This is a genomic window from Enterococcus sp. DIV0183 (assembly GCF_050541505.1).
In the GTDB taxonomy this organism is placed as follows: domain Bacteria; phylum Bacillota; class Bacilli; order Lactobacillales; family Enterococcaceae; genus Enterococcus; species Enterococcus faecalis.
In genome coordinates this window covers 841,799-862,460 of the sequence record NZ_CP172932.1, presented here as the reverse complement: position 1 = coordinate 862,460, position 20,662 = coordinate 841,799, and the positions used below count along the sequence as shown (strand labels likewise).

The 20,662-nt window shown below is 36.9% G+C and carries 17 protein-coding genes; 4 read left to right on the top strand and 13 right to left on the bottom strand.

Annotation, left to right across the window (positions count from 1 at the left end; all coding sequences use genetic code 11):
- Window positions 1-37: 37 nt before the first annotated feature.
- Together IGK72_RS04335 and IGK72_RS04330 are read right to left on the bottom strand one after the other, a co-directional pair.
- On the bottom strand, window positions 38-1,444 hold the full coding sequence (locus IGK72_RS04335) for an NCS2 family permease (protein ID WP_002355943.1): 1,407 nt from the start codon (window positions 1,442-1,444) through the stop codon (window positions 38-40).
- Between the two features lie 151 nt (window positions 1,445-1,595).
- On the bottom strand, window positions 1,596-2,171 hold the full coding sequence (locus IGK72_RS04330; protein WP_048955760.1) for a DUF1361 domain-containing protein: 576 nt from the start codon (window positions 2,169-2,171) through the stop codon (window positions 1,596-1,598).
- Window positions 2,172-2,376: 205 nt separating this feature from the next.
- Here IGK72_RS04330 and IGK72_RS04325 point away from each other — a divergent pair, with 205 nt between their 5' ends.
- Complete coding sequence (locus tag IGK72_RS04325; protein WP_002355941.1) at window positions 2,377-3,180, top strand: Cof-type HAD-IIB family hydrolase; 804 nt, start codon at window positions 2,377-2,379, stop codon at window positions 3,178-3,180.
- A gap of 115 nt (window positions 3,181-3,295) precedes the next feature.
- Here IGK72_RS04325 and IGK72_RS04320 read toward each other — a convergent pair whose 3' ends face one another.
- The 6 genes from IGK72_RS04320 to IGK72_RS04295 all read right to left on the bottom strand — a co-directional run bounded on the left by IGK72_RS04320 (window position 3,296) and on the right by IGK72_RS04295 (window position 10,849).
- The gene (locus tag IGK72_RS04320) at window positions 3,296-4,381 is read right to left on the bottom strand and encodes a hypothetical protein (protein ID WP_070416123.1); all 1,086 of its coding nucleotides are present in this window, start codon (window positions 4,379-4,381) and stop codon (window positions 3,296-3,298) included.
- Window positions 4,382-4,523: 142 nt separating this feature from the next.
- Window positions 4,524-6,134: an aspartate 4-decarboxylase gene (gene aspD, locus IGK72_RS04315; RefSeq protein ID WP_002355939.1), complete on the bottom strand. Its 1,611-nt coding sequence runs from the start codon at window positions 6,132-6,134 to the stop codon at window positions 4,524-4,526.
- 159 nt (window positions 6,135-6,293) lie between these two features.
- Window positions 6,294-6,704 (bottom strand): nucleoside-diphosphate kinase, encoded by a 411-nt coding sequence (ndk, locus tag IGK72_RS04310; protein ID WP_002381321.1) that lies wholly within the window; start codon window positions 6,702-6,704, stop codon window positions 6,294-6,296.
- Window positions 6,705-6,813: 109 nt separating this feature from the next.
- On the bottom strand, window positions 6,814-7,467 hold the full coding sequence (locus IGK72_RS04305) for a DUF4767 domain-containing protein (RefSeq protein ID WP_002394349.1): 654 nt from the start codon (window positions 7,465-7,467) through the stop codon (window positions 6,814-6,816).
- Window positions 7,468-7,509: 42 nt separating this feature from the next.
- A complete protein-coding gene (locus IGK72_RS04300; RefSeq protein ID WP_002394348.1) occupies window positions 7,510-8,454 on the bottom strand; it encodes an aminoglycoside phosphotransferase family protein in 945 nt (314 codons plus the stop codon).
- Window positions 8,455-8,668: 214 nt separating this feature from the next.
- Window positions 8,669-10,849 (bottom strand): amidase family protein, encoded by a 2,181-nt coding sequence (locus tag IGK72_RS04295; RefSeq protein WP_070416124.1) that lies wholly within the window; start codon window positions 10,847-10,849, stop codon window positions 8,669-8,671.
- 161 nt (window positions 10,850-11,010) lie between these two features.
- Here IGK72_RS04295 and IGK72_RS04290 point away from each other — a divergent pair, with 161 nt between their 5' ends.
- Window positions 11,011-13,248 carry an ATP-binding cassette domain-containing protein gene (locus tag IGK72_RS04290; RefSeq protein ID WP_070416125.1) on the top strand — a complete coding sequence of 746 codons (2,238 nt, stop codon included), beginning with the start codon at window positions 11,011-11,013 and terminating at the stop codon, window positions 13,246-13,248.
- 103 nt (window positions 13,249-13,351) lie between these two features.
- Here the strand turns inward: IGK72_RS04290 and IGK72_RS04285 are convergent, their stop codons facing one another.
- Genes IGK72_RS04285 through IGK72_RS04275 form a run of 3 tightly spaced genes read right to left on the bottom strand, consistent with a single transcriptional unit; the run spans window position 13,352 to window position 15,688 of the window.
- Window positions 13,352-14,008 carry a 5'-methylthioadenosine/S-adenosylhomocysteine nucleosidase gene (locus IGK72_RS04285; RefSeq protein WP_023894618.1) on the bottom strand — a complete coding sequence of 219 codons (657 nt, stop codon included), beginning with the start codon at window positions 14,006-14,008 and terminating at the stop codon, window positions 13,352-13,354.
- Window positions 14,009-14,025: 17 nt separating this feature from the next.
- On the bottom strand, window positions 14,026-15,081 hold the full coding sequence (locus tag IGK72_RS04280) for an endonuclease/exonuclease/phosphatase family protein (RefSeq protein WP_023894617.1): 1,056 nt from the start codon (window positions 15,079-15,081) through the stop codon (window positions 14,026-14,028).
- 22 nt (window positions 15,082-15,103) lie between these two features.
- On the bottom strand, window positions 15,104-15,688 hold the full coding sequence (locus tag IGK72_RS04275) for a hypothetical protein (RefSeq protein WP_023894616.1): 585 nt from the start codon (window positions 15,686-15,688) through the stop codon (window positions 15,104-15,106).
- Between the two features lie 176 nt (window positions 15,689-15,864).
- Between IGK72_RS04275 and IGK72_RS04270 the strand changes: the two genes are divergently transcribed.
- Window positions 15,865-16,599, top strand: coding sequence for an alpha/beta fold hydrolase (locus IGK72_RS04270; protein ID WP_002358908.1), 735 nt, complete (start codon window positions 15,865-15,867; stop codon window positions 16,597-16,599).
- Window positions 16,596-19,127 (top strand): bifunctional lysylphosphatidylglycerol flippase/synthetase MprF, encoded by a 2,532-nt coding sequence (gene mprF, locus IGK72_RS04265; protein WP_002358907.1) that lies wholly within the window; start codon window positions 16,596-16,598, stop codon window positions 19,125-19,127. The genes IGK72_RS04270 and mprF overlap by 4 nt, the downstream gene beginning before the upstream one ends.
- Window positions 19,128-19,197: 70 nt before the next feature.
- Here mprF and IGK72_RS04260 read toward each other — a convergent pair whose 3' ends face one another.
- Both IGK72_RS04260 and IGK72_RS04255 read right to left on the bottom strand, forming a co-directional pair.
- Window positions 19,198-20,010 carry a pyruvate, water dikinase regulatory protein gene (locus tag IGK72_RS04260; protein WP_002355927.1) on the bottom strand — a complete coding sequence of 271 codons (813 nt, stop codon included), beginning with the start codon at window positions 20,008-20,010 and terminating at the stop codon, window positions 19,198-19,200.
- A 12-nt stretch (window positions 20,011-20,022) separates the two neighbouring features.
- Window positions 20,023-20,652: a helix-turn-helix transcriptional regulator gene (locus tag IGK72_RS04255; protein WP_002355926.1), complete on the bottom strand. Its 630-nt coding sequence runs from the start codon at window positions 20,650-20,652 to the stop codon at window positions 20,023-20,025.
- Window positions 20,653-20,662 lie beyond the last annotated feature (10 nt).

The following is a 20,662-nucleotide window of genomic DNA, read 5'->3' as shown; positions in this document are numbered from 1 at the left end:
AAGCTAACCGCTGTTATCTCAGCCTCACTTCTGTTTACTATAAAATAGCTAAGATTACAAAGTTTAAGATAAACAACGCATCAATGACCCAAATAATTGGTGAAACTTCTTTGGCTTTTCCTTTGACTACTTTCACCACTGCATAAAAGATGAACCCAGCAGCAATCCCATAAGAGATGCTATAACATAATCCCATGAAAATTGAAGCAAAAAATGCTGGAATCGCATCTTCTAAATCCGTCCAATTGATGTCTTTGAAAGAAGCTAACATCATAATTCCCACTAAAATTAACGCTGGAGCCGTAGCTTGTGCTGGCACAATAGCAATAAGTGGTGAAAAAAGACTACTTAGGGCAAATAGAATTGCTACCACTACCGATGTCAAACCTGTTCGACCACCCGCACCGATTCCTGCTGCACTTTCTACATAAGTTGTCGTATTCGATGTACCAAAAATCGCACCGATAGATGTTGCAATAGCATCTGCAAATAGAGCTTTGTCCATTTTAGTGCTGAAACCCTTACTATCTTCTAAAGCTAATTCATCTTCTTTAGAGAAAATCCCTGTTCGACGTCCCGTACCGATAAATGTTCCAATTGTATCAAACGTATCTGATAAACTGAAGGCAATAATGGTCATTAAAACTTGAGGAATTTTTGAAGAATCGCTAAACAATGACTGTAAGCCCTCAGCACCAAAAGCAGCGCCAAAAGTTGTACCTAATTCTTTAAATGAATTGCCCAACGAATTAGCATGCCAATCAACCGAAGCAGTGTCTACCACCCCCATTGGAATTGCGACTAACGTAGTAACCACAATGCCAATTAAAATAGCCCCACGAACATTCGTGACAACTAAAATCGTTGTTAAAACTAGCCCAATTACCGCCAAAATAATAGCTGGATTATCAAAATTTCCTAAAGCGGGCACGATACTCGAACCATTCACAACACCATTTTGAGGTTCTGCTTGTACTGTGAAACTTAGTAAGCCAGCATTTTTCAACCCTACATAAGCGACAAAAATTCCAATCCCACCACCAATAGCATGTTGTAAACTCTCTGGAATTGCTTTAATAATCATTTTGCGAATTTTTGTCACTGTAATCAAAATATTAATCAAACCACAAATAAAAACCATTGCTAATGCTTGTTGCCATGTATACCCCATCCCAAAAACGACCGTAAACGTGAAGAAAGCATTGAGTCCCATCCCTGGTGCTTGAGCGTAAGGTACATTAGCAAACAGCCCCATGATTAATGTACCGATGATTGAAGCAATAATGGTCGCTAAAAAAACAGCCTGAAAAGGCATCCCTGTTTCTGAAAGAATGGACGGATTAACAAATAAAATATAACTCATTGCAAAAAAGGTCGTGACCCCCGCCATTATTTCAGTTGATACCGTTGTCTTGTTTTCCTTTAATTTGAAAAACGTATTCATAATTGCACTTCTCTCCCTTAAAATCCATGTTTTCGAATAATTACTCTTTGATTATAAGAGAATCGCTATCTTTTTACAACAAAATATTAACTATTATATATATTTTTCTATATAACGTTCGTGTTTTGTGGATGTAAAAAAAGAAAAAGCTTTACATTGCTTCTTCTTTTCCTAATAATTCGATTAGCCCAAACAACAGCATCTGTAGAAACATCATTAATAAAATAAACATTAATTTTTGAAGGGACCAGTCAAAAAAGATAATTTTCACTGTTTCAATTGGACTCATAAAAAGATAGACACTGTGTAATCGATCAAAACGTCCAACATAAATCGCCAAAGCAGACAAGAAATGAAGGCTGGCTTGAAAGACTACAATTGTTCTATAGCCGCAATAACTTTGCAATTTCTGGCTAACAGTTGTTACTGTTTTCATCCCTAAAAGCCCATATATAACAATCCCGCTAGTTAAGCAAACAAACGCCCACCAATCACCAATTTGGTTTGCAAAAATCGTATTAAAGCCTCGATAAATAGATAGCGTTTCTAAATGAAAAAAATCCGTAAATAGGTACGGCGCATTAGGATAAAAAATTAACCAAGCAAAACCTATCAACCAATCCCTTTTACGTTTTTCTGCGTTTAAAAGATAACTAAGTTCAATTGGAATATAGGCTAACAACACGTTCAACGCCATAAAATGAAAATGCGTAGCAAATAACCACATATAGATACAATAGATTAAGGTGATCACTCGTAAATAATTTCTAGAATTTTTCAAGATGCTCTGCGCTCCTTTTTCAAACGGTTTATTTTAGTGTAGCATACTTCTTAAGCTTTTTTTTAAACCTTATAAATGAACATGCTTCTCCCCTTGATAATCTTCGGTTTTATGCTAGACTGAGTAAAAGGCATTTAGGAGGAATTTTTACTTGAAAAAATTAATTGCTATTGATTTAGACGGCACAACATTAAATGCGCAGTCTTTAATCAGTCCAAAAACCGAACAAACACTAAAAAAAGCGATTGACAACGGTCATTACGTCAGTATTGCCACTGGACGTCCCTATAGAATGAGTCATCAATTTTACCAACAACTTGGCCTAACGACCCCTATGGTTAACTTTAACGGTGCTTTAGTCCACATTCCAGAGAAAAAATGGGACTTGGAAAGCGAAGCCAATATTGAGCGTGACCTAGTCTTTGACATTTTGGCACAGAAAAAAGAATTACAATTAGATTTTGTTGCTGCTGAAAACAAAGAAACATTTTATATCGATACGTTAGATGGGTTCGATCCGAAATTTTTTGCTTCCAAAGCAACCTTAGATAATTTACTTACTGCTAAAAATTTACGAACAAATCCTACCTCAATGATGGTTCGGACCACACCAAACCAAGCTGAAAAAGTTGCTGATACATTGACAAAACAATATGGTGATTATATTGATGTCCGCACTTGGGGCGGTCCAATGCCTATTTTAGAAATGGTCGCAAAAGGAATTCAAAAAGCCCATGGCGTTGATCAAGTGGCGAACTTTTTATCTGTCAAACCAGCTGATATCATTGCTTTTGGCGATGAACATAATGACGAAGAAATGTTAAGTTATGCTGGTTGGGGTGTTGCTATGAACAATGCCACGGATAAAATTAAATCCGTAGCCAACGATGTCACTGAAAAAACAAATGATCAAGATGGTTTAGCAGATTACTTAGAAAATTATTTAGATCTATAAAAGGCTAAAATAAAAGTATTTCTTTAAAAAGAACTCACTTTGGTTTAGCTGATAATCTTAAGATTACGAAAGTAGGGCATAAGTCGAAACGACTTATGCCCTACTTTCGTTTTTTTTATTCCTTCAATGAATTTTGAAACGTGCTGATTTTTTCAGCCAATCTTTGATAAGTCGTAAAAGACGGATGCTGTAGCTCTTGTTCTTCGTTAACGGATAAAGTTTGTTGTGTCGTAATGGCCTTTGTTAGTGTATCTACAAAATGAATAAAAGAATTGTTGGTTTGTTTATTATATCCTGGTGAATAATATTTCGATTGACGATAAAAAGGCCGCAGGGCTGTTTCTGTGATTTTTTCCTGTTCATCTGAAAAGTATTCATCATAGCTGACATGTTTTATTTTCTGCTCTTCTGTTATCACTTGAAGTCGAGCGATTAGGCCATTGCCTAAATCTTCTGCGTAACCGATATACGTTTCTTTCGCTGGCTCTTTTAGCCAAGTGTCCATCTCTGCTGCTAAAGGCATTAATCCTTCACGCGCAGAAGTTGATGAACCGCGTACCGTATAAAAATTACCTGTGACACGATTTTCGTCACACATTTGTTTTTCTACATAAGTAATACCATTAACAACGGTGACTAACGTATCGTCTGTGCGCGTGTTGCTTGCTTGAAATTCAGGATAATCCGACAGGCGTTTGTTGACACCCGAATATCGTGTATCGTAATAAGGATCACTAGCAAACTCTGTAAACTCAACATTCAGAATCCGTTGCGTTTCAGGTTCCGTAATAATCTCTACAATGCCGTAATTTCCGCCAGTAAATACACCTTCATTTTTATAATAGTTACCCGTCATTAATCCCAAAGGCGGTTGATTGGACCAAAACATTTTTTCCTTTTTTTCTTCTGGTGTATATTTTGCTGGTGGGGTTGTCCCAAATGTCGTTTGTGTGGCCCCTGTAACCACTTCGTACGTGTATTCATGAGAATCAAAAGTCAATTGATTAGCAATCAGTTCGTCATTTTTAGTCGGCGCTTGTTTTTCCACCGCAGAAGTCGTTTGATTGGTGACGGTAACTTGCTTCACTTGCTTTGTCTCTTGCGGACCACTTGTTGTTTGTTTCGTTGGCTCTTGATCTGGCGCACAACCAACCAAAACAAATAATCCGATAAAAACCAACATTCCTTTAATATGTTTCATTCACTTCTCTCCTTTTTATAAACGCTTAATTTCCTCTTATCTCCAGTGTAGCAAACATTTATAAACCAAAACTGACGGAAAAATGAATAAATAATAAACAAAAACGCTAAGTCTCCTGCAGATTAAGAGACTTAGCGTTTTTTTATTTAATTGCTTGGCGCTTTTGGCGCAACCACTCTTCTTTAATGTGTTCAGATAGGCGAATCATTCGTTTACCAACTTCACTATATTGGTTAGTAGCTAAATTGGCTAAAGAAATTCGAACTGACCATTTGTCACTCCCGAAAGCATCCGCTTTTAAAAGCATTAATTTTTCTTTTTCTGCTAACGAAGTTAATACTTTTGTGATCGTCCACGATTTCGTTAAATAACTTGAAAATTCTGGGCCATAACGTTTTTCTGTCCAATCTCTAAAGTTAATTTCACAATAGTATGCTGTATTTAAACTTGCTAAAGGCTCTTCAATGCCTAAGGTGCGGAACAAGAGCTTTTCACGCGTATGACAAATATCCATCACTTCGTCTTTATATGCTTGACCGTCTTTTAACAAAGCATACAAACTAAATAAAGCCATCATTGCTTGCTGAATAGAAGAAAGTCCCGCTGCATGGTTCAACGCAATATCGCGGCTGTCTGCGACTAAGCGGCTGATAAAGTTAATTTGGCTTGTGTCTGCATTCAATGTAGCATAACGTGCCTGTAATTCCATTTTTCGAGCCACTGGCAATTCTTTTAATAATTGGTCAAAGATGTTCTCTTGGCTGACCGCAATGGTCCCCACACGCCAACCGGTAGCGCCAAAGTATTTAGAATAAGAATAGATACAGGCTGTATTGTAAGGTAACTCCGTAAATAGTGAACGAAAAGCTGGCACAAAGGTTCCGTAAACGTCATCTGTTAAAATCATTAGCTTAGGATTATCCACTGCAACGATTTGTTTGATTTGTTCAATGGTAGGTTTTCCCATAGCATTAGCAGTTGGATTGCTGGGATTTACGACAAAAACCGCTTTGATGGACGGGTCTTTTAGTTTATCAATTTCCTTGTTTGAGTATTGATACGTCGTTTTTCCATCAATGATCATTTGCTCTGCTTTGATTTTAACCACGTCAAAATCATAACGTGGTAGTTCTGGAATTTCTAGATAAGGAGCAAACGTTGGTAATAACAACGCAATACGATCACCTTTTTCTAGTAAATAATTATTTGCCAACGTATCAAACAAGTAACAAATCCCTGCTGTACCACCTTCAACGGCAAAAATATCAAACGGTTGTGCTTCGCTGGAAAATAATTCTTGATTTAAATATGCTTTAATCGGTTGTTCACACGCCTTCAAGCAACGAACAGGATTCGGATAATTATCCCCAATCACATAGTCTAACATGGCATCTAACCACATTTCCTTATCCATCCCAAAATAGTTATGCTCTGCTGTCCAAATTTCTTGTAAAAAGGTTGCCCCTTTGCTAGGATTTTCTGCTAAAAAGTTTAAGAAGCGTTGCGTTCTACCAAAACTTGGCTGAATCATACCAGCCGTTTGTTCGCTCCCCTCTCTTAACGTTTCTTTTGTAGCAAATTGACCTAATAAAAAAAAGGCTTCCCTTGGTGTTGGCGCCGTCCAATTAGGATTGCCTCGCCCTGCATTTAACAATGTTTCTAAATTATGATTTTCTTCATGTAATTTCTTCTCTAAAAATAGACTTAATTCAAACGGACTAAGGTTTTCTGTCAATTCATCACTTGTTATCATTTTATCCTCCTGAAGCACACACAGTCATTTAGTATTTAGTATGTAGTCTATACTACTCTTCTACCTCCAGATGTCAACCATTTAAGCGGAATATTCTGACAATTAATAAAAAAGAAACAATCCTTTATAAAAAATAAAGGATTGCTTCTTTTTTGATGATTAACCAAAGAACCGTTGCATCTCAATTTTTGCTGATTGAACAGAATCAGAAGCATGGATTAAATTTTTGGTGACAGACAACCCATAATCCGCTCGTAAGGTGCCACTTTCAGCATCTAACGGATTCGTTGCTCCAACTAATTTACGCACTTTTTTAACCACATTGTCCCCTACAACGACCATCACAACCACTGGGCCACTTGTCATATAGGCTAATAATTCAGGGAAAAATAGTTCATCTTTTAAATGCTCATAGTGTTCCTTCACTGTTTCTACTGTTAGTCGTTCGAATTTAAGGTGCAATAAGTCAATACCTTTATCTTCAAAACGTTGAATGATTTTGCCAACTAACTTCCGTTCAACGCCATCTGGCTTAATAATTACTAAACTTGTTTCCTTCATTTTTTCCATCCCTTTCAAAACTTCCTTTTGCCCTTTCCCAAGGGGTAGCTACAGAATAAAATGAAAGCGGATACTTTGTCAATGATAAATTTTCTTTTCCTTTTGATTAAATAAAAAATTAAAGATTATTCACAAGATTTGTGAATTGTTCTTTCAGTTCTGTATTGCTTGTTTCTTTTAAAAACAAATAAGGTTGCTCCTCTACTGGCTGTTCTTTACTCACATAGACTTTGGCTTCACCATTCACTAAAGTAAATAAATAGACATGCTTCTGGGCAACTTGTGTCGCACTGTCAGAGTATACTGCCACCAGACAATAACCCCCTTCGCTGCCTGTTTCTGACCAATTTAACCAAATGGGATTGTTCCCAATAGCTGGTTGTATTTTAGGTTCATAACTCAATAAATCATCAGGCACTTGAATCGTGTAAAAAGCTACAGAGTGACCTGGTTGGTACGCTTGATAGTTCTGATTGCGTTCTTGACCCCAGGTTTCCATGTATTGTCCTAACTGTTTTGCTTTTTGCTGATTCCAAATCGTCCCTTCTTCTGTAACTAATTCAGTTAATTCTTGTGTTTGCGTTGTTTGCTCTAATTCCAACGCCGTGGTTTGACTAACTTCGGTTGCTGAAATCGCTCTTGTTTCTTCAGTATTTACATTGTTTGTTTGTACGGTTTGTACTTTCTGTGATTCCTCTTTCGATTTTTGCCAACTACAGCCAGATAAAACGCTTCCAAAAACTGCTATCATAATAATCCCGTTTAGTTTCATTCCTTAAACTCCTGTTTTTATTTTTATTCTATCGAAATAAACCTAAAATCTCAATCCCTTTCTTTGGATAGTTGAAAACCATTTGGGAACTAGTAATTCTCCACAATTATAGTCCTCTAGTAATTGTTGGTATTGCTGTTCCATAGTCCTGATTTCTTTTTCACCAAAGCTCAGTGCCCAAACTAAAGAATAGAGTCCTGCGTGAAAAGTATAAAGCTTTTGAAACTGCCAAAATAAGGTAGGAACTTTCCCAGCAAAATAACCTTGTAATTGACCATAAGCAAACAATGGCGAAACATTTCTTGAAAAAAATTGTAACTTGTAAAATTCTTCATAAGGATCCCCAAAATCCCATCGATTAAAATCAATCACACCGACCTGCCTAGTTGGCAAGTAAATAAAATTTCCCACATGGAAATCTCCATGCTGATAAACTACAGGCCGTTGTTGCAATAACGGTAATTGTTTTTCTAAATATGAAATTATTGGCTGCTGGTACGGCATACAAAATTGAGATTTCTTATACTTATTTAGTTGGCTCTGCTTTTTTTCGTATAAATTTTGCGCACTCTCTCTTTGACTAATCCTTTCAGGCAACAAAAGCTTATGGATTTTGTTTAAATAGCGGCCTGCCTCTACGCCTAAGTTCAGTTGTCTTTTGGGAGAAAGAGCGGGTAAAACATCGCTTAAGTCTTCACCTTCTAGATACGTTAATAACATGTATCCTTGTTCACTTTCAGGAATAGGTGCACATAAAAAAGGTTTAGAACTGGGAAATCCTAACGCCGCTACTTTTTTGATAAATTGATATTCTTGTTGTTTGGCTAATAACTCTTCTTGTTGAAAAATTCGCAATAAAAAGGTTTCTTGATTTTTGGTAACTTTAAACTTTAAATCAGTTGACCAACCACGGTGAATAGCTTCAACTTTTTGCCATTGCTGAAACGCTGGAATCTTCTCAAACGCCCTCATTACTTTCGCCTCCATTTCCCTATTGGTTTTAGTATACCAAAGAAAAAAGGCGAGCCTGGGACAAAAATCACTTTGAATTTTTGTTCCAGGCTTAAAAATTGATAAACGGCGGGAACAGAAGCAACTCCTTCGGAAATAAGCCGAAATTCTCCAAAAATTAAAGAACAATTTTCGGAAATTCCTTCTTATTTCTCGGAGTTAAACACTTCTGTCCCGACCTCGTCACTGGTTATCGTTTTCTAGTTTTCCTTATATAAATCGTTCCACTCGTTACTAAGAAAGCTCCTCCTAAAACAATCCAGAAAGTACTAGGTACTTCTGCACCTGCTTTTGGTAATACTTTTTTTGGAAGCTGTTCTTGTTTCCCAATCATACTTTTATTAGAAAAAGCATGCGTACTTCCTGTTGATTTTGTTCCCTGATTTGCTGATGAATTCAGCGAATTATCTAAGGATGACTCACTAGTAGTTTTTCCAGATTTGTCTGGGTTTTGGTTTTGGTCTTTTCCTTCGATTGGTCCTTCACTTGTTTTTGTTTCTTTGCCTTTATCTGGTTCGCCACTTGCATCTGGCTCTTTGTCTTTTTCTGGTTCGCCGCTTGCATTTGGTTCTTTGTCTTTTTCTGGTTCGCCACTTGCATCTGGTTCTTTGTCTTTGTCTGGTTCTTCTACATGTGGTTGATTTATCTTGTGGTTATTTTCAAATAAAGCACCTAATTGTAGCAATGTTCGGTCTTCATTTAATGCACTATTAAATTGAATCCCCAAAGGCAGTCCTTCTTTTGAAACGTAAGTTGGTACACTTAATGCTGGATGTCCAAATAAATTTGCTTGTTGTGTAAACGGTGTATATGTGAACGCCGTCAGCCATTGGTCATAAATCAATTGTTTTTGTTCTGCTGGTGACAATTGATCAATTCTTTCCATCTGCGCTGCATGTTCTGGCTTTAGTAACGGATTATCAATACTAGGTGCCGTGGCAGCCGTCGTTGGTGTTAATAAGATAGGATACTGTTGATAAAATTCGTCCATCGCTTGTGCTTGTAAAGCAATATCTGTCCAAGCCGCAGTTGTCTCTTCACTCGTTATATTTTTTCCTGTTTGAAAAAGCGCCCATGTTAACAGTTCTACATCATTTCGTTCAAGCGGTCTTTTCAATTTCTGCCGCGCCATAAAATCGGCAATTCCTGCTGAGCCAGCAGCTACAGTATAATAATTTTTCATTAGACGTTCCCCATCAACAGGGTGCTTCACTTCAACCAATGTGTACCCTTGGTCTTTTAAAAAAGCAACAGCTTCAGCGACCGCCTCTTTTGCTTCGGCACTTACAGGCGTTCCGGCAGGAGATTCTGTTGTATAAGCAATGGGTTGCGCTTGACTTAAATGTCCCGCAGGAAGATCTTTTTTGGTTAATAAGGTTTCAAATAATGCATTTGTATCCGCCATGGTTCGACTTAAACCAAAGTGAACAGTTTGACCTTTTGCACTATTAGAATTGCCAATGATTACTCCTCTAGAAGGTTTCAAACCTACGGTGCCTGTCCAAGAAGCAGGGATGCGGATAGAGCCACCAGCATCACTTCCAGAAGCAATGGGAACAAATGCCGCGGCGACACTAGCACCCGCTCCGCCTGAAGAACCACCTGAATAATGGTTAGGATTCCATGGATTGACGGAAACGCCATATAACTTTGAATCTGAAATATTCTTCCAACCTAATTCTGGATAATTCGTTTGACCAATGATTATGAATCCGGCATTTTGTAGTGCTTTGACAAAGGTCGATGTCCCACCAGCTACTTGATCTCGGAGAAAACCAAAACCGTTCGTGTTGCTTTCACCTTTCAAGGATTGTCCTAACCCTTTTAGTAAGAGCGGCACACCTAGAAATGGTTGACCTGTATCTTGTAAAGCTTTTGCTTCTGTCAAAGCCGCTTCTTCTCGTAAAGTAATGACCGCATTTAATGTAGGATTTTCACGTTTAGTGATGGCCAACGCAATTTTTACTAATTCTTCGCTCGTCACCTTTTTTTCTCTTACTAAAGTTGCTAACTCCAGTGCAGTTGCTTGTTTATAATCTGCTTCTGAAAAAACACTCTCTGCAGAAACAGCTTTTCCATCTGTATCACTATTTTGTATCTCATTTGTGGTTTCAGTGGTTACTGCAACCACATTTCGGCTACTGCTTTCGGCGATTGCCGAAGAGGATTCTTTTTCCTGCATCACCGTTTGGCTAGTAGTTTCAGATTCCAAGTTAGCTACAGTCTGACTGGTTTCTGTTGTTACTGATTCCGTCTCTGTTTGAACGGTTGTTTCTAGTATACTTTCTTGTGCCAACATTGGTACCCCTACCAGTGTTTGGCTAATTAATAAAATAATCCCTAACTTTTTGAACAAAATCGACTTCTTCATAAGTCACATCCTTTATCTATTAATACAGTTAAAAAATCTGTATTACTTATAGCATAAATGAAAGCGATTAAAAAGTAAAGTTCTCTTGAAAATTCCCATGCTCAACTTTTAGGCTAGGTTCTTTTTATATGCTAAAATAGAATAGAAACGGAGGTTTTTTAATGGAATGGATTGAAATTAAGCACGCAACACAAAATAATTTGAAGAATATCTCTGTCAATATCCCTAAAAAGCAACTAACTGTTGTTACTGGACTTTCGGGTTCAGGAAAGTCCTCCTTAGTATTTGACACATTAGCCGCTGAATCACGTCGTGAACTAAATGATACATTTAGTTCGTTTGTTCAAAATTACTTACCCAAATATGGTCGTCCAGAAGTTGAAAAAATCGAGAATCTTCCTGTTGCAATTGTCATTGACCAGAAAAAAGTAGCAGGTAATTCTCGTTCGACAGTGGGAACGTACACAGATATTTATACGTTTTTACGTTTGCTGTTTTCACGAGCAGGTTCTCCATTTGTTGGTTATTCAGATACTTTTTCGTTTAATCATCCGGATGGAAAATGTTCAACATGCGATGGCTTAGGAAAGATTACCGAAATCAATCTTCATCAGCTAGTTGATTATGACAAATCATTAAACGAAGGGCCTATCGATTTCCCCACATTTACAGTTGGTAACTGGCGGTGGAAGCGTTATGCCCATAGTGGTCTATTTGATTTGGATAAAAAAATCAAAGACTATTCCCCTGAAGAGTTAGCATTATTTTTATATGCTCCACAACAAAAACTAGCTAATCCACCCAAAGAGTGGCCTCATACAGCTTTGTATGAAGGAATCGTCCCGCGCACGCAACGTAGCATATTGCATACAGACGAAGGCAAACGTCATCAAAAATACCTTAATCACTTTGTTACCGTAAAAAGATGTCCTGATTGTTTAGGAAGTAGAGTCAATGAACGTGTTCGTAGCTGCAAAATTAATCAAAAAAGTATTGCTGATGCTGTTGACATGCCACTCACTGAATTACATTCTTTTATTCGTTCAATGGACCTTTCCTTAATAAAAACTATTCAAGAAGAGCTACTTGTACGTCTAGAAGCATTAATTAATATCGGTCTCTCCTACCTCACATTAGGACGAGCAACTGAAACACTTTCTGGTGGTGAAGCACAGCGGATTAAAATTGCTAAGTATGTAAACAGCGCCTTAAACGATATTATGTATATTTTAGATGAACCAAGTGCTGGCTTACATCCAAAGGACATCGAACGGATCAGTCGTGCATTGCTCAATTTAAAAAATAAAGGAAACACCGTGGTTCTCGTGGAACATAATCCACAATTAATTAGAGAAGCTGATTTTATCATCGATATAGGACCTTTCGCAGGCGAAAATGGTGGCCATGTCCAGTTTTCAGGAACGTATGACGCATTTTTAGCCTCCAAAACCTTGACTAGTCAAGCCCTTCAAGAGCCGCTCCCTTTAAACGACCAACCAAGAAAAGCAAGGAAGTCTTTAACAATCGAACATGCGACACTGCATAATTTAAACAATCTATCTGTCGAAGTTCCGTTAGGAGTTTTGACTGTTATTTGTGGGGTCGCCGGTTCAGGTAAATCATCATTAGCGGAAGAAATTTATCAAAAAGCCCAAGCTGATAACCAAGAAATTATTCATCTTTCACAAAAAAGCATTACCGCAAATTTACGATCCACACCAATGACCTATCTCAATATTTTTGATAAGGTCCGCAAACTGTTTGCGGAAGAAAATCATGTTAGTCCAGCTTTATTTAGCTATAATTCCAAAGGCGCCTGTCCTACTTGCAAGGGGAAAGGCATAATTGTCTCCGATATGTCTTTTATGGAGGATGTTACTAGTATTTGCGAAACCTGTCACGGAACGCGTTACAAAGAAGAGGTGCTTCATTATCTGTATAACGGAAAAAATATCGTTGAAGTACTAGCTTTAAGCGTTAAAGATGGCTATGATTTTTTCAAAGACCAGCCTTTTGCTCTTTCATTAAAAAATTTACTGGAAGTTGGCTTAGGCTACCTTAAACTCAATCAATCGCTCTCAACATTATCTGGTGGCGAATTGCAAAGGGTAAAATTAGCAGACACACTTCACCAAAAAAAAGCTATCTATTTAATGGATGAACCTACAGATGGTTTACACTTAATTGATATCCAACAAAGTCTTCAACTTTTCAATCGAATGGTAGAAGAAGGAAACAGCTTGATTTTATTAGAACATCACATTGATGTGATTAAAAGTGCCGACTGGTTGATTGAACTAGGTCCCGAAGGTGGAGAAAATGGCGGACAGCTTCTTTTTACAGGAACCCCAGCAAATATGCTAAATTCCACTCATTCTATTACTAAAGGCTATCTGTAAAATAATTGGAACAATAACAATGTTACTTTTATCCCCAACCTATATTACTTTTTAAGCTTGGAACAAAAATCTTTCTGGATTTTTGTTCCAAGCTCTTTCTTTTTTAATTTATATATGCACAGACCAATTCAAATACTTTTTCCATTGCCTGTGTTTGTGTATCTTCTGTTACTTTGACTGCGTTAGCATCCGCTCTATCGCAAATAATTCTTATAGAAACAAAAGCGCAATCATTTAAAAAGCAGCATTGTGCAATAGCTGCGGATTCCATATCCACACAGTCAATAGAGAATTGTTCAATTAAGTTTCTTTTTTCAGTTATGTCACAAACGAAGCCTTCTCCAGTTCCAAAACGAACACACTTTATCTTTTCATCTAGATGTTGAAGTTCGGCCAGCATTCCTTTATCTCCTTTATAGTACAGCTGATAAGGAAATTTATTGATTGACTGTCTTTCACGAATATCGTAATGGCAGTATTCCTCACCTAGCACCATCTCAAAGAGTTGCAGTTTTTCATTTAAACAGCCACAAATACCGATATTAATTAGTTGTTCTATTTGAAATGAATCAATAAGTATTTGACTATATAGCGTAGCATTCGTCTTTCCTTGTCCTGCACAAACCATAATGACTTGCGATGTTTTTTGTTCATAAATATAAAATGTATTTTTTGCTAGCTGTATCTTTCGTTGTGGTGGAAAATATTCCAATAATTTTTGAAGCTCTAAATCCATTGCGGCAATAACCACTAATTTCATCTATCTCCTCCTTTTTTCTATTTCAACCCCACTTCCATCTTCACAGGTTGGTGATCTGTATATTTAAATTGTTCGTCCTTTGTTTTCACGCTATGAACAGCCACATTATCAGAAACAATAAAACCATCAATTACATACACTTGAGATGTTTCATAAGAGCCAGTGTAAGGCTTATTAAGCACCCGCACAGTCGGTTGTTGATCATCATAAGCAAGTGAAAAATGTTTAGGTAAGTCTGCAGTATCAATTTCTCCTGGTGCCCAACCAGCTTCACCTAGGTTAGGATATCGATGACTGCCTTTGAAAACTTGATTAAAGTCACCTCCAGCAATTACATAGTTTCCTTTAGCGTATTCTTGGGATAATACGTCAGCTAACTTTTTGCTTTGAGCAATCTTCCCATCCCCATTGTCATAGGCTTCCAAATGTAAGTTAAAAACCACTAATTCTTTGTCTGTGCCTTTAATTGAAAAGCGCGTTTCTAGAAGCGCTCGTTTTAAGTTACTAATGCTAACGGGCCAACGAAAGGGATTGGGTAAAGCAATGCGTTTAGCCTCTGTTATTTTTTCATTTGATAATGTTAATAAACCACTTTCTACTCGTCCAATCGGCGGCCAAGGAATGGGCACATAATCTACCTTAAAATTATAAGCAAATGCGCTGTTCAGCTGTAGCTGTTTTTGTAATTCTTCCTCTTGATTGACTTCATAAGAACGTTGCGAGCGACGATCGACTTCTTGGAATAAGTAAATCATCGCTGGTAATTCTTTTAAGGTTTCTTCAATGCCTGTTAAATTCTGTTGGACCATTGCCTTATTAACTGGTTGGACAGTTTTGCCACCGTCCATAAAAAAATCTTCTGTTTGTCCTAGGCCGGCATAGCCTATGTTATACGTGACTAAAGAAATGGATTGCTTTTTTTCGATGGTTTGCTCTGAAAATTGTTTATTTATAGCAACTGGTTCAACCGCTCGTGGTCGAAACTCTCGGAAGGTTAAATATCCTATCAAAATTAAAGCTATGCTTAAAAGAAGGACCATCAAGCTACCGAGATATTTAAAAAACTTTTTCATTGATTCCGATGTTCCTTTCACATTATGTCAAACCAAAAGTAGTAATTATCTTCGTTGCTACTTCTTCTGGTGTCATGTTTGAATTATTTATTTTCGTTATTTTTACATTTGGAAATGTACTTTCTAGTTCACCTTCGTGGCTTACTAATCGATGTTCTTTAAAGGTATTGAGTAATTCTTTTCGAGAAAAATCGACATCGCGTTTTGAAGGTTTTGCCTCTAGCCGCTCTGGATGAACATTTCGTTCTAGGCGGATTGCTGTTGAAGAGACGAGTTCGACGAAATAAACGGCCTCATGTTTATTAAGAAAAATTTCTGATATTTCTTCTAAAAATTGAAAATCCTGTTCTTGATCAAAAGCAATCACCACTGTAAAAATAATGTTTTTTGTTGTATTTGTGGCTGGATTTTCGACAAAGGCATGAAAAAGTTCCTTTCTAACGGAATCAGACAATTGAAATGCACGTTCCGTATACCCAAGATAGTTTGCAAATAAGTCAATGGTTTGATGATTAAATAGTAATTTAGCATCTAACTGCTTTTCTAAAGCCTTGCCAACGGTCATTTTCCCGACAGCTTGGGCACCAATTAAAACGATTAAAGACATCAACTTTCCCTCCTCTAGTCTAATTTTTAGGTGGCTATCTTCTACTATATCACACTATATTACAACACCTTACAAAACTGTTCGGAAAATTTTCTGTTTTTTATTACAAAAAAAAGACAAAAGACTCTATAATGAGAGAGGACTCGATTGATTATAGATGAGATAGGTGACGGAGAATGGCAATAGAAAAATATTTTCAAACAATAGATGGCAGTCAAATTTTTTATCAAATTTTTGGCAAAGAAACAAATTACCCCCTTGTGTTACTTCATGGTAATGGCAATGATCATACTTTTTTTAATTATCAAATTTCTTATTTCTCCAAGGAGTATCAAGTTATTGCGGTGGATACCCGCGGACATGGACGTTCCACCAATACACAAAGTCAATTAACTTTTCCGCTTTTGGCAGAAGATTTAGCTGGTATTATTCAACAAGAACACTTAACAAAAATTAATTTATTGGGCTTTAGTGACGGAGCAAATATTGCCATGGTTTTTACCCATTTATATCCTGATTTCGTCAACAAACTCGTCTTAAATTCTGGAAATGTCACCATGTCTGGTCTGAAAAAATATGTAACGATTGCCACTTATTTTCAATATTGGTTTTGTCGTATTGGCGCCTTTTTTTCAAAAAAATTGCGCGCACGGCTCCCTATCGTGGCTCTGTTATTTGAAGATACTGGACTGACAAAACAAGATTTAGAACACATCCCCTGTCCTACTCTTGTTATTACTGGCAGTCGAGATTTAATTGCGCTTTCCCATTCACGGGCGATTGCTGATGCCATTCCTGCCGGCAAATTGGTCTTGGTAAATAAACAGGGTCATTTATTTGCCAAAAACTCACCAGATATTTTTAATAAAACAATCGAAAAATTCTTAAAGGAAATGAAGGTGTCTAAATGAAACAAATTATTCATTGGATCAAAACGCATACAGGATTACTAAAAACACTGTTTGTTATTGCGGTCTCAATTATTGTTGTTGCCCAACTTTTATCAATTGGTAAAACGATCTCATTTGAACAGTTAAAACAGATTTTTGATGAGATTCCGCTATGGAAATTGTTATTGATGATGGTTATCGGTTTAGTTTCCGTTACTCCGATGCTAAATTATGACTTAACATTAAATCGCATTTTAAACTTGAAAGTCTCAAAACGGGAACTCCTTGAATCTAGCTGGATTGTCAATACAATCAATAATATTGGTGGATTCGGTGGTTTGGTCAGCATGGGACTTCGTTCTGAATTTTATGGAAATAAAACAGAGGAAAAGAAAATTTTACCTGCGTTAACCCATATTTTACTTTTTGTGTTATCCGGTCTATCTATTTATAGTATTCTTTGCTTTTTCCTTGTTCAGTTTGATCCAAAGATGGCTTATTTACAGCAATATTGGATTTGGTTATTAGGTGGCGGTCTTTATTTCCCGTTACTTTATCTTATTTTACATTTCCAAAAAAATAGTTCCTTTGGTAACCTCGATGCAAAAAATCGCTTATCTCTAGTTGTTTCTTCGTTTTTAGAATGGACAGGTGTTTTAATTACCTTTATCAGTATTGGTTACTTATTAGATGTACCGATTCCTTTAATTGATATTGTTCCTTTATATGTAGCAGCTTCGATTATTGGGATTGCTTCGATGATTCCAGGGGCTTTAGGTAGTTTTGATGTCATGATGATTTTAGGACTGAGCAACTTAGGTGTCGATCGTGAAATTATTGTTTTGTGGTTATTGCTCTATCGTTTATTCTATTATATTATTCCGTTCTTAATTGGCTGTTTGTTCTTTACAAAACACTTAAGCCAAAAGTTGGATACTCATTATCGTCAACTGCTAAAACAAATTACTTTGGAAATTGCCCACAAGCTAGAAGTGGTTTTACTTTATTTTTCAGGAATTATGATGGTGCTCCTAGCCACTATTCCAGAAGCCTTCACTCAAGTGCATTGGTTAAGAGATATTAACCCCTTCCGTTCACATATTATTATTCAAATTCCGAGTATTGTTTTAGGCTTTGCATTATTAATTATGGGACGTGGGATTGCTGATCGTGTTAAAAGAGCCTATTATCCAACGATTATTTTATTAATTGGTGCTATCTTGTATTCATTTGTTGTTGACTTTAGTATGTTTTCCATTTTCTATTTAGCTATTTTATTATTTATCGTTATTTTTTCAAAATCAGAATTGTACCGTGAACAACTGGTTTACTCTTGGGAGTGGATGACGATTGATGGCTTTATCTTTGGCTTGTTGACTTTGTTATACCTGGTAATTGGTGTTTATAATTTACCGAACTTCCCACACCATCGTCATCATTTTGTGGAATTTTTCTTGTTCCCTTCCGAACGGATCTGGTTGTCAGGATTTATCGCTATCCTCTTAGTTATGAGTTTTAACTTTCTATTTGTTCGCTACCTCCAAGGGAAAAAACACCAAGTTGGTGAGTTTCCAGAAGATAGTATCTTGCATAATATCTTAACAACTTATGGCGGGAATATTGACAGTGAACTTGTCTTTCTTCATGATAAACAGGTTTTCTTATATCCCAAAGAAGAACCGACTGTCTTTTTACAATTCAACACCATTAATAATAAATGCGTTGTGATGGGCAACCCTTCTGGGAACAAAGAAGATTTTCCTGCGGCGATTGATGCATTCCTTAAAGAAACAGATCGTTTCGGCTATGTACCCGTCTTTTACGAAACCAATGAGGACAGCGTGATGTTACTACACGAATATGGCTACGAATTTATCAAAATGGGCGAAGAAGCCTTAGTTAATCTAGAAACATTTACGATGTCTGGGAAAAAATTCAAAGGTACCCGCGCAGTGTTTAATAAAATTACTAAAGCCGGCTATTCATTTGACGTACTCCAACCTCCTTTTAGTGCCGAACAAATGCACGAATTAAAAGCTATTTCGGATAGTTGGTTAGACAATCGAAAAGAAAAAGGCTTTTCACTAGGATTTTTCGATGAAGCGTATCTTCAAAGAAACCCAATTGCTGTTGTCCGAAATGCTGAAGGAGAAATGGTCTCTTTCGCTAATATCATTCCTAGTTACACAAATGAAGTTGGTACCATCGACTTGATGCGTCACCATAAAGAAAAAGCCCCTTCTGGAAGTATGGATTTCTTATTTATTCATTTATTTGAATATATGAAAACAGAAAATATTCATTATTTCAATTTAGGGATGGCTCCGTTAGCCAACGTTGGTCAATCAAGAAAAAGTTTTATTCAAGAACGGATTGCTGCGTTAATTTATGAATTTGGTTCAGAAATTTACTCCTTCCAAGGATTACGCGAATACAAGGAAAAATTTGCTAGCAAATGGCAACCCCGCTATACACTTTATTCTAAAAGTAGCTGGATTGTCTACGTGATGATCGCTTTACTCATTGTCGATCAAAAAAATATTGACTAACAAAAAGAAGCCCAATTAAGTATAAAAAGCTTGACAACTTCACTGAAATTTAGTGAGGTTGCCAAGCTTTTTAATTTCTTTCATCTAGTTTTTCTTTAATCAAAAAGGCTGTTTCTTCGACAGATTTTGCGGTTACATCAATCACTGGGATACCATACTTCGCAAAAATTTCTTCGGCATAGGCTAATTCTTGTTCAATCCGTTCAACATTGGTATAACTGGTCTCATTACCTAAACCTAAGGAAGCCAACCGACTGCTACGAATCTGTCCTAATGTTTCTGGCGAACAAACTAAACCAATCATTTTTTGTGGATCCATTTCTTCCAAAATTGGCGGCAATGGAACTTCTGGAATTAATGGTAAGTTAGAAACGCGGTAGCCTTGATTCGCTAAATACATACTGACTGGCGTCTTTGAGGTCCGCGAAACGCCTAACAACAATATATCAGAATCAAGAAACCCTTGAGGATTTTTGCCATCATCATATTTTACAGCAAATTCAATCGCTGAGATTTTATCAAAATAGGCACGATCTAGTTGGTGGCGTCGTCCAGGCTCTTCAATAGGATCTACTCCGGCTTTCGCTTGAATTAATTCAAAAAATGGCGCCATTAAATCTAAATATAACAACCCTGTTCGTTCACTAAATTCTTTCGCCGCTGTGATTAGTTGTTTACTGACTAATGTACTGACAACTAAGGCTTTATCTTTTAAGGCATCTTTTAAAATCTCTAATAATTCTTCTTCTGTTGTGACAAAAGAAAAATTGTATCGATTAAGAAAAGAAATATCTGGATATTGTGCGCTTGCTGCAGCTAACAATTTTTGTGATGTTTCTCCAAGTGAATCGGAAATAGTATAAACAATGATCTCTTTTTTCATAATTAAGCTCCCTTATCTGTTTTGTGCGGCTTCTTTCGCTTGTTGCGTAATATAGGTTAAAATTTTCGTTTTCGTAATTTTTCCAATAACTTTTTTAGGATTTTCTTTTTCAACGACTGGCAAAGAATCCACTTCGTATTTTTGCAAAGTGTCAGCAGCTTCAAGAATAGTAAATTCTGGTGTGCAGGTTTTCACATGTGGCACTCTTGTCATACAAACAGCAACAGGTGTGCCATCAATATTTGTATTTAAAGAGGCCCGTAATAAATCTTTTCGTGACAAAACCCCTAATAATTCTTTTGCTTCATCCATGACATAAAGAGAACCGACATCATACATAAATAAGTTGGTAATCGCATCTCGAATTGAGGTGTCTTGGGCAACCATCAATGGTGGACTCATGATCTCCTGAACTTTTGTTTGAAAAACATCAAAAAAGAAAAAAGCCTCCATATTATCACTTTCGTAAGTATACCCAACTTTCGGACTTGCTTTTAAAATTCCTGAAAGTGTTAAAAAAGACAAATCAGAACGCAATGTCGCACGTGAAACGGCTAGTATGTCCGAAATGCGTTCACCACTAACTGGCTGATGCTCTTTTACAACAGCGATAATTTGCTCTTGTCGTTTACTTAATTTCATCATTTCCTCC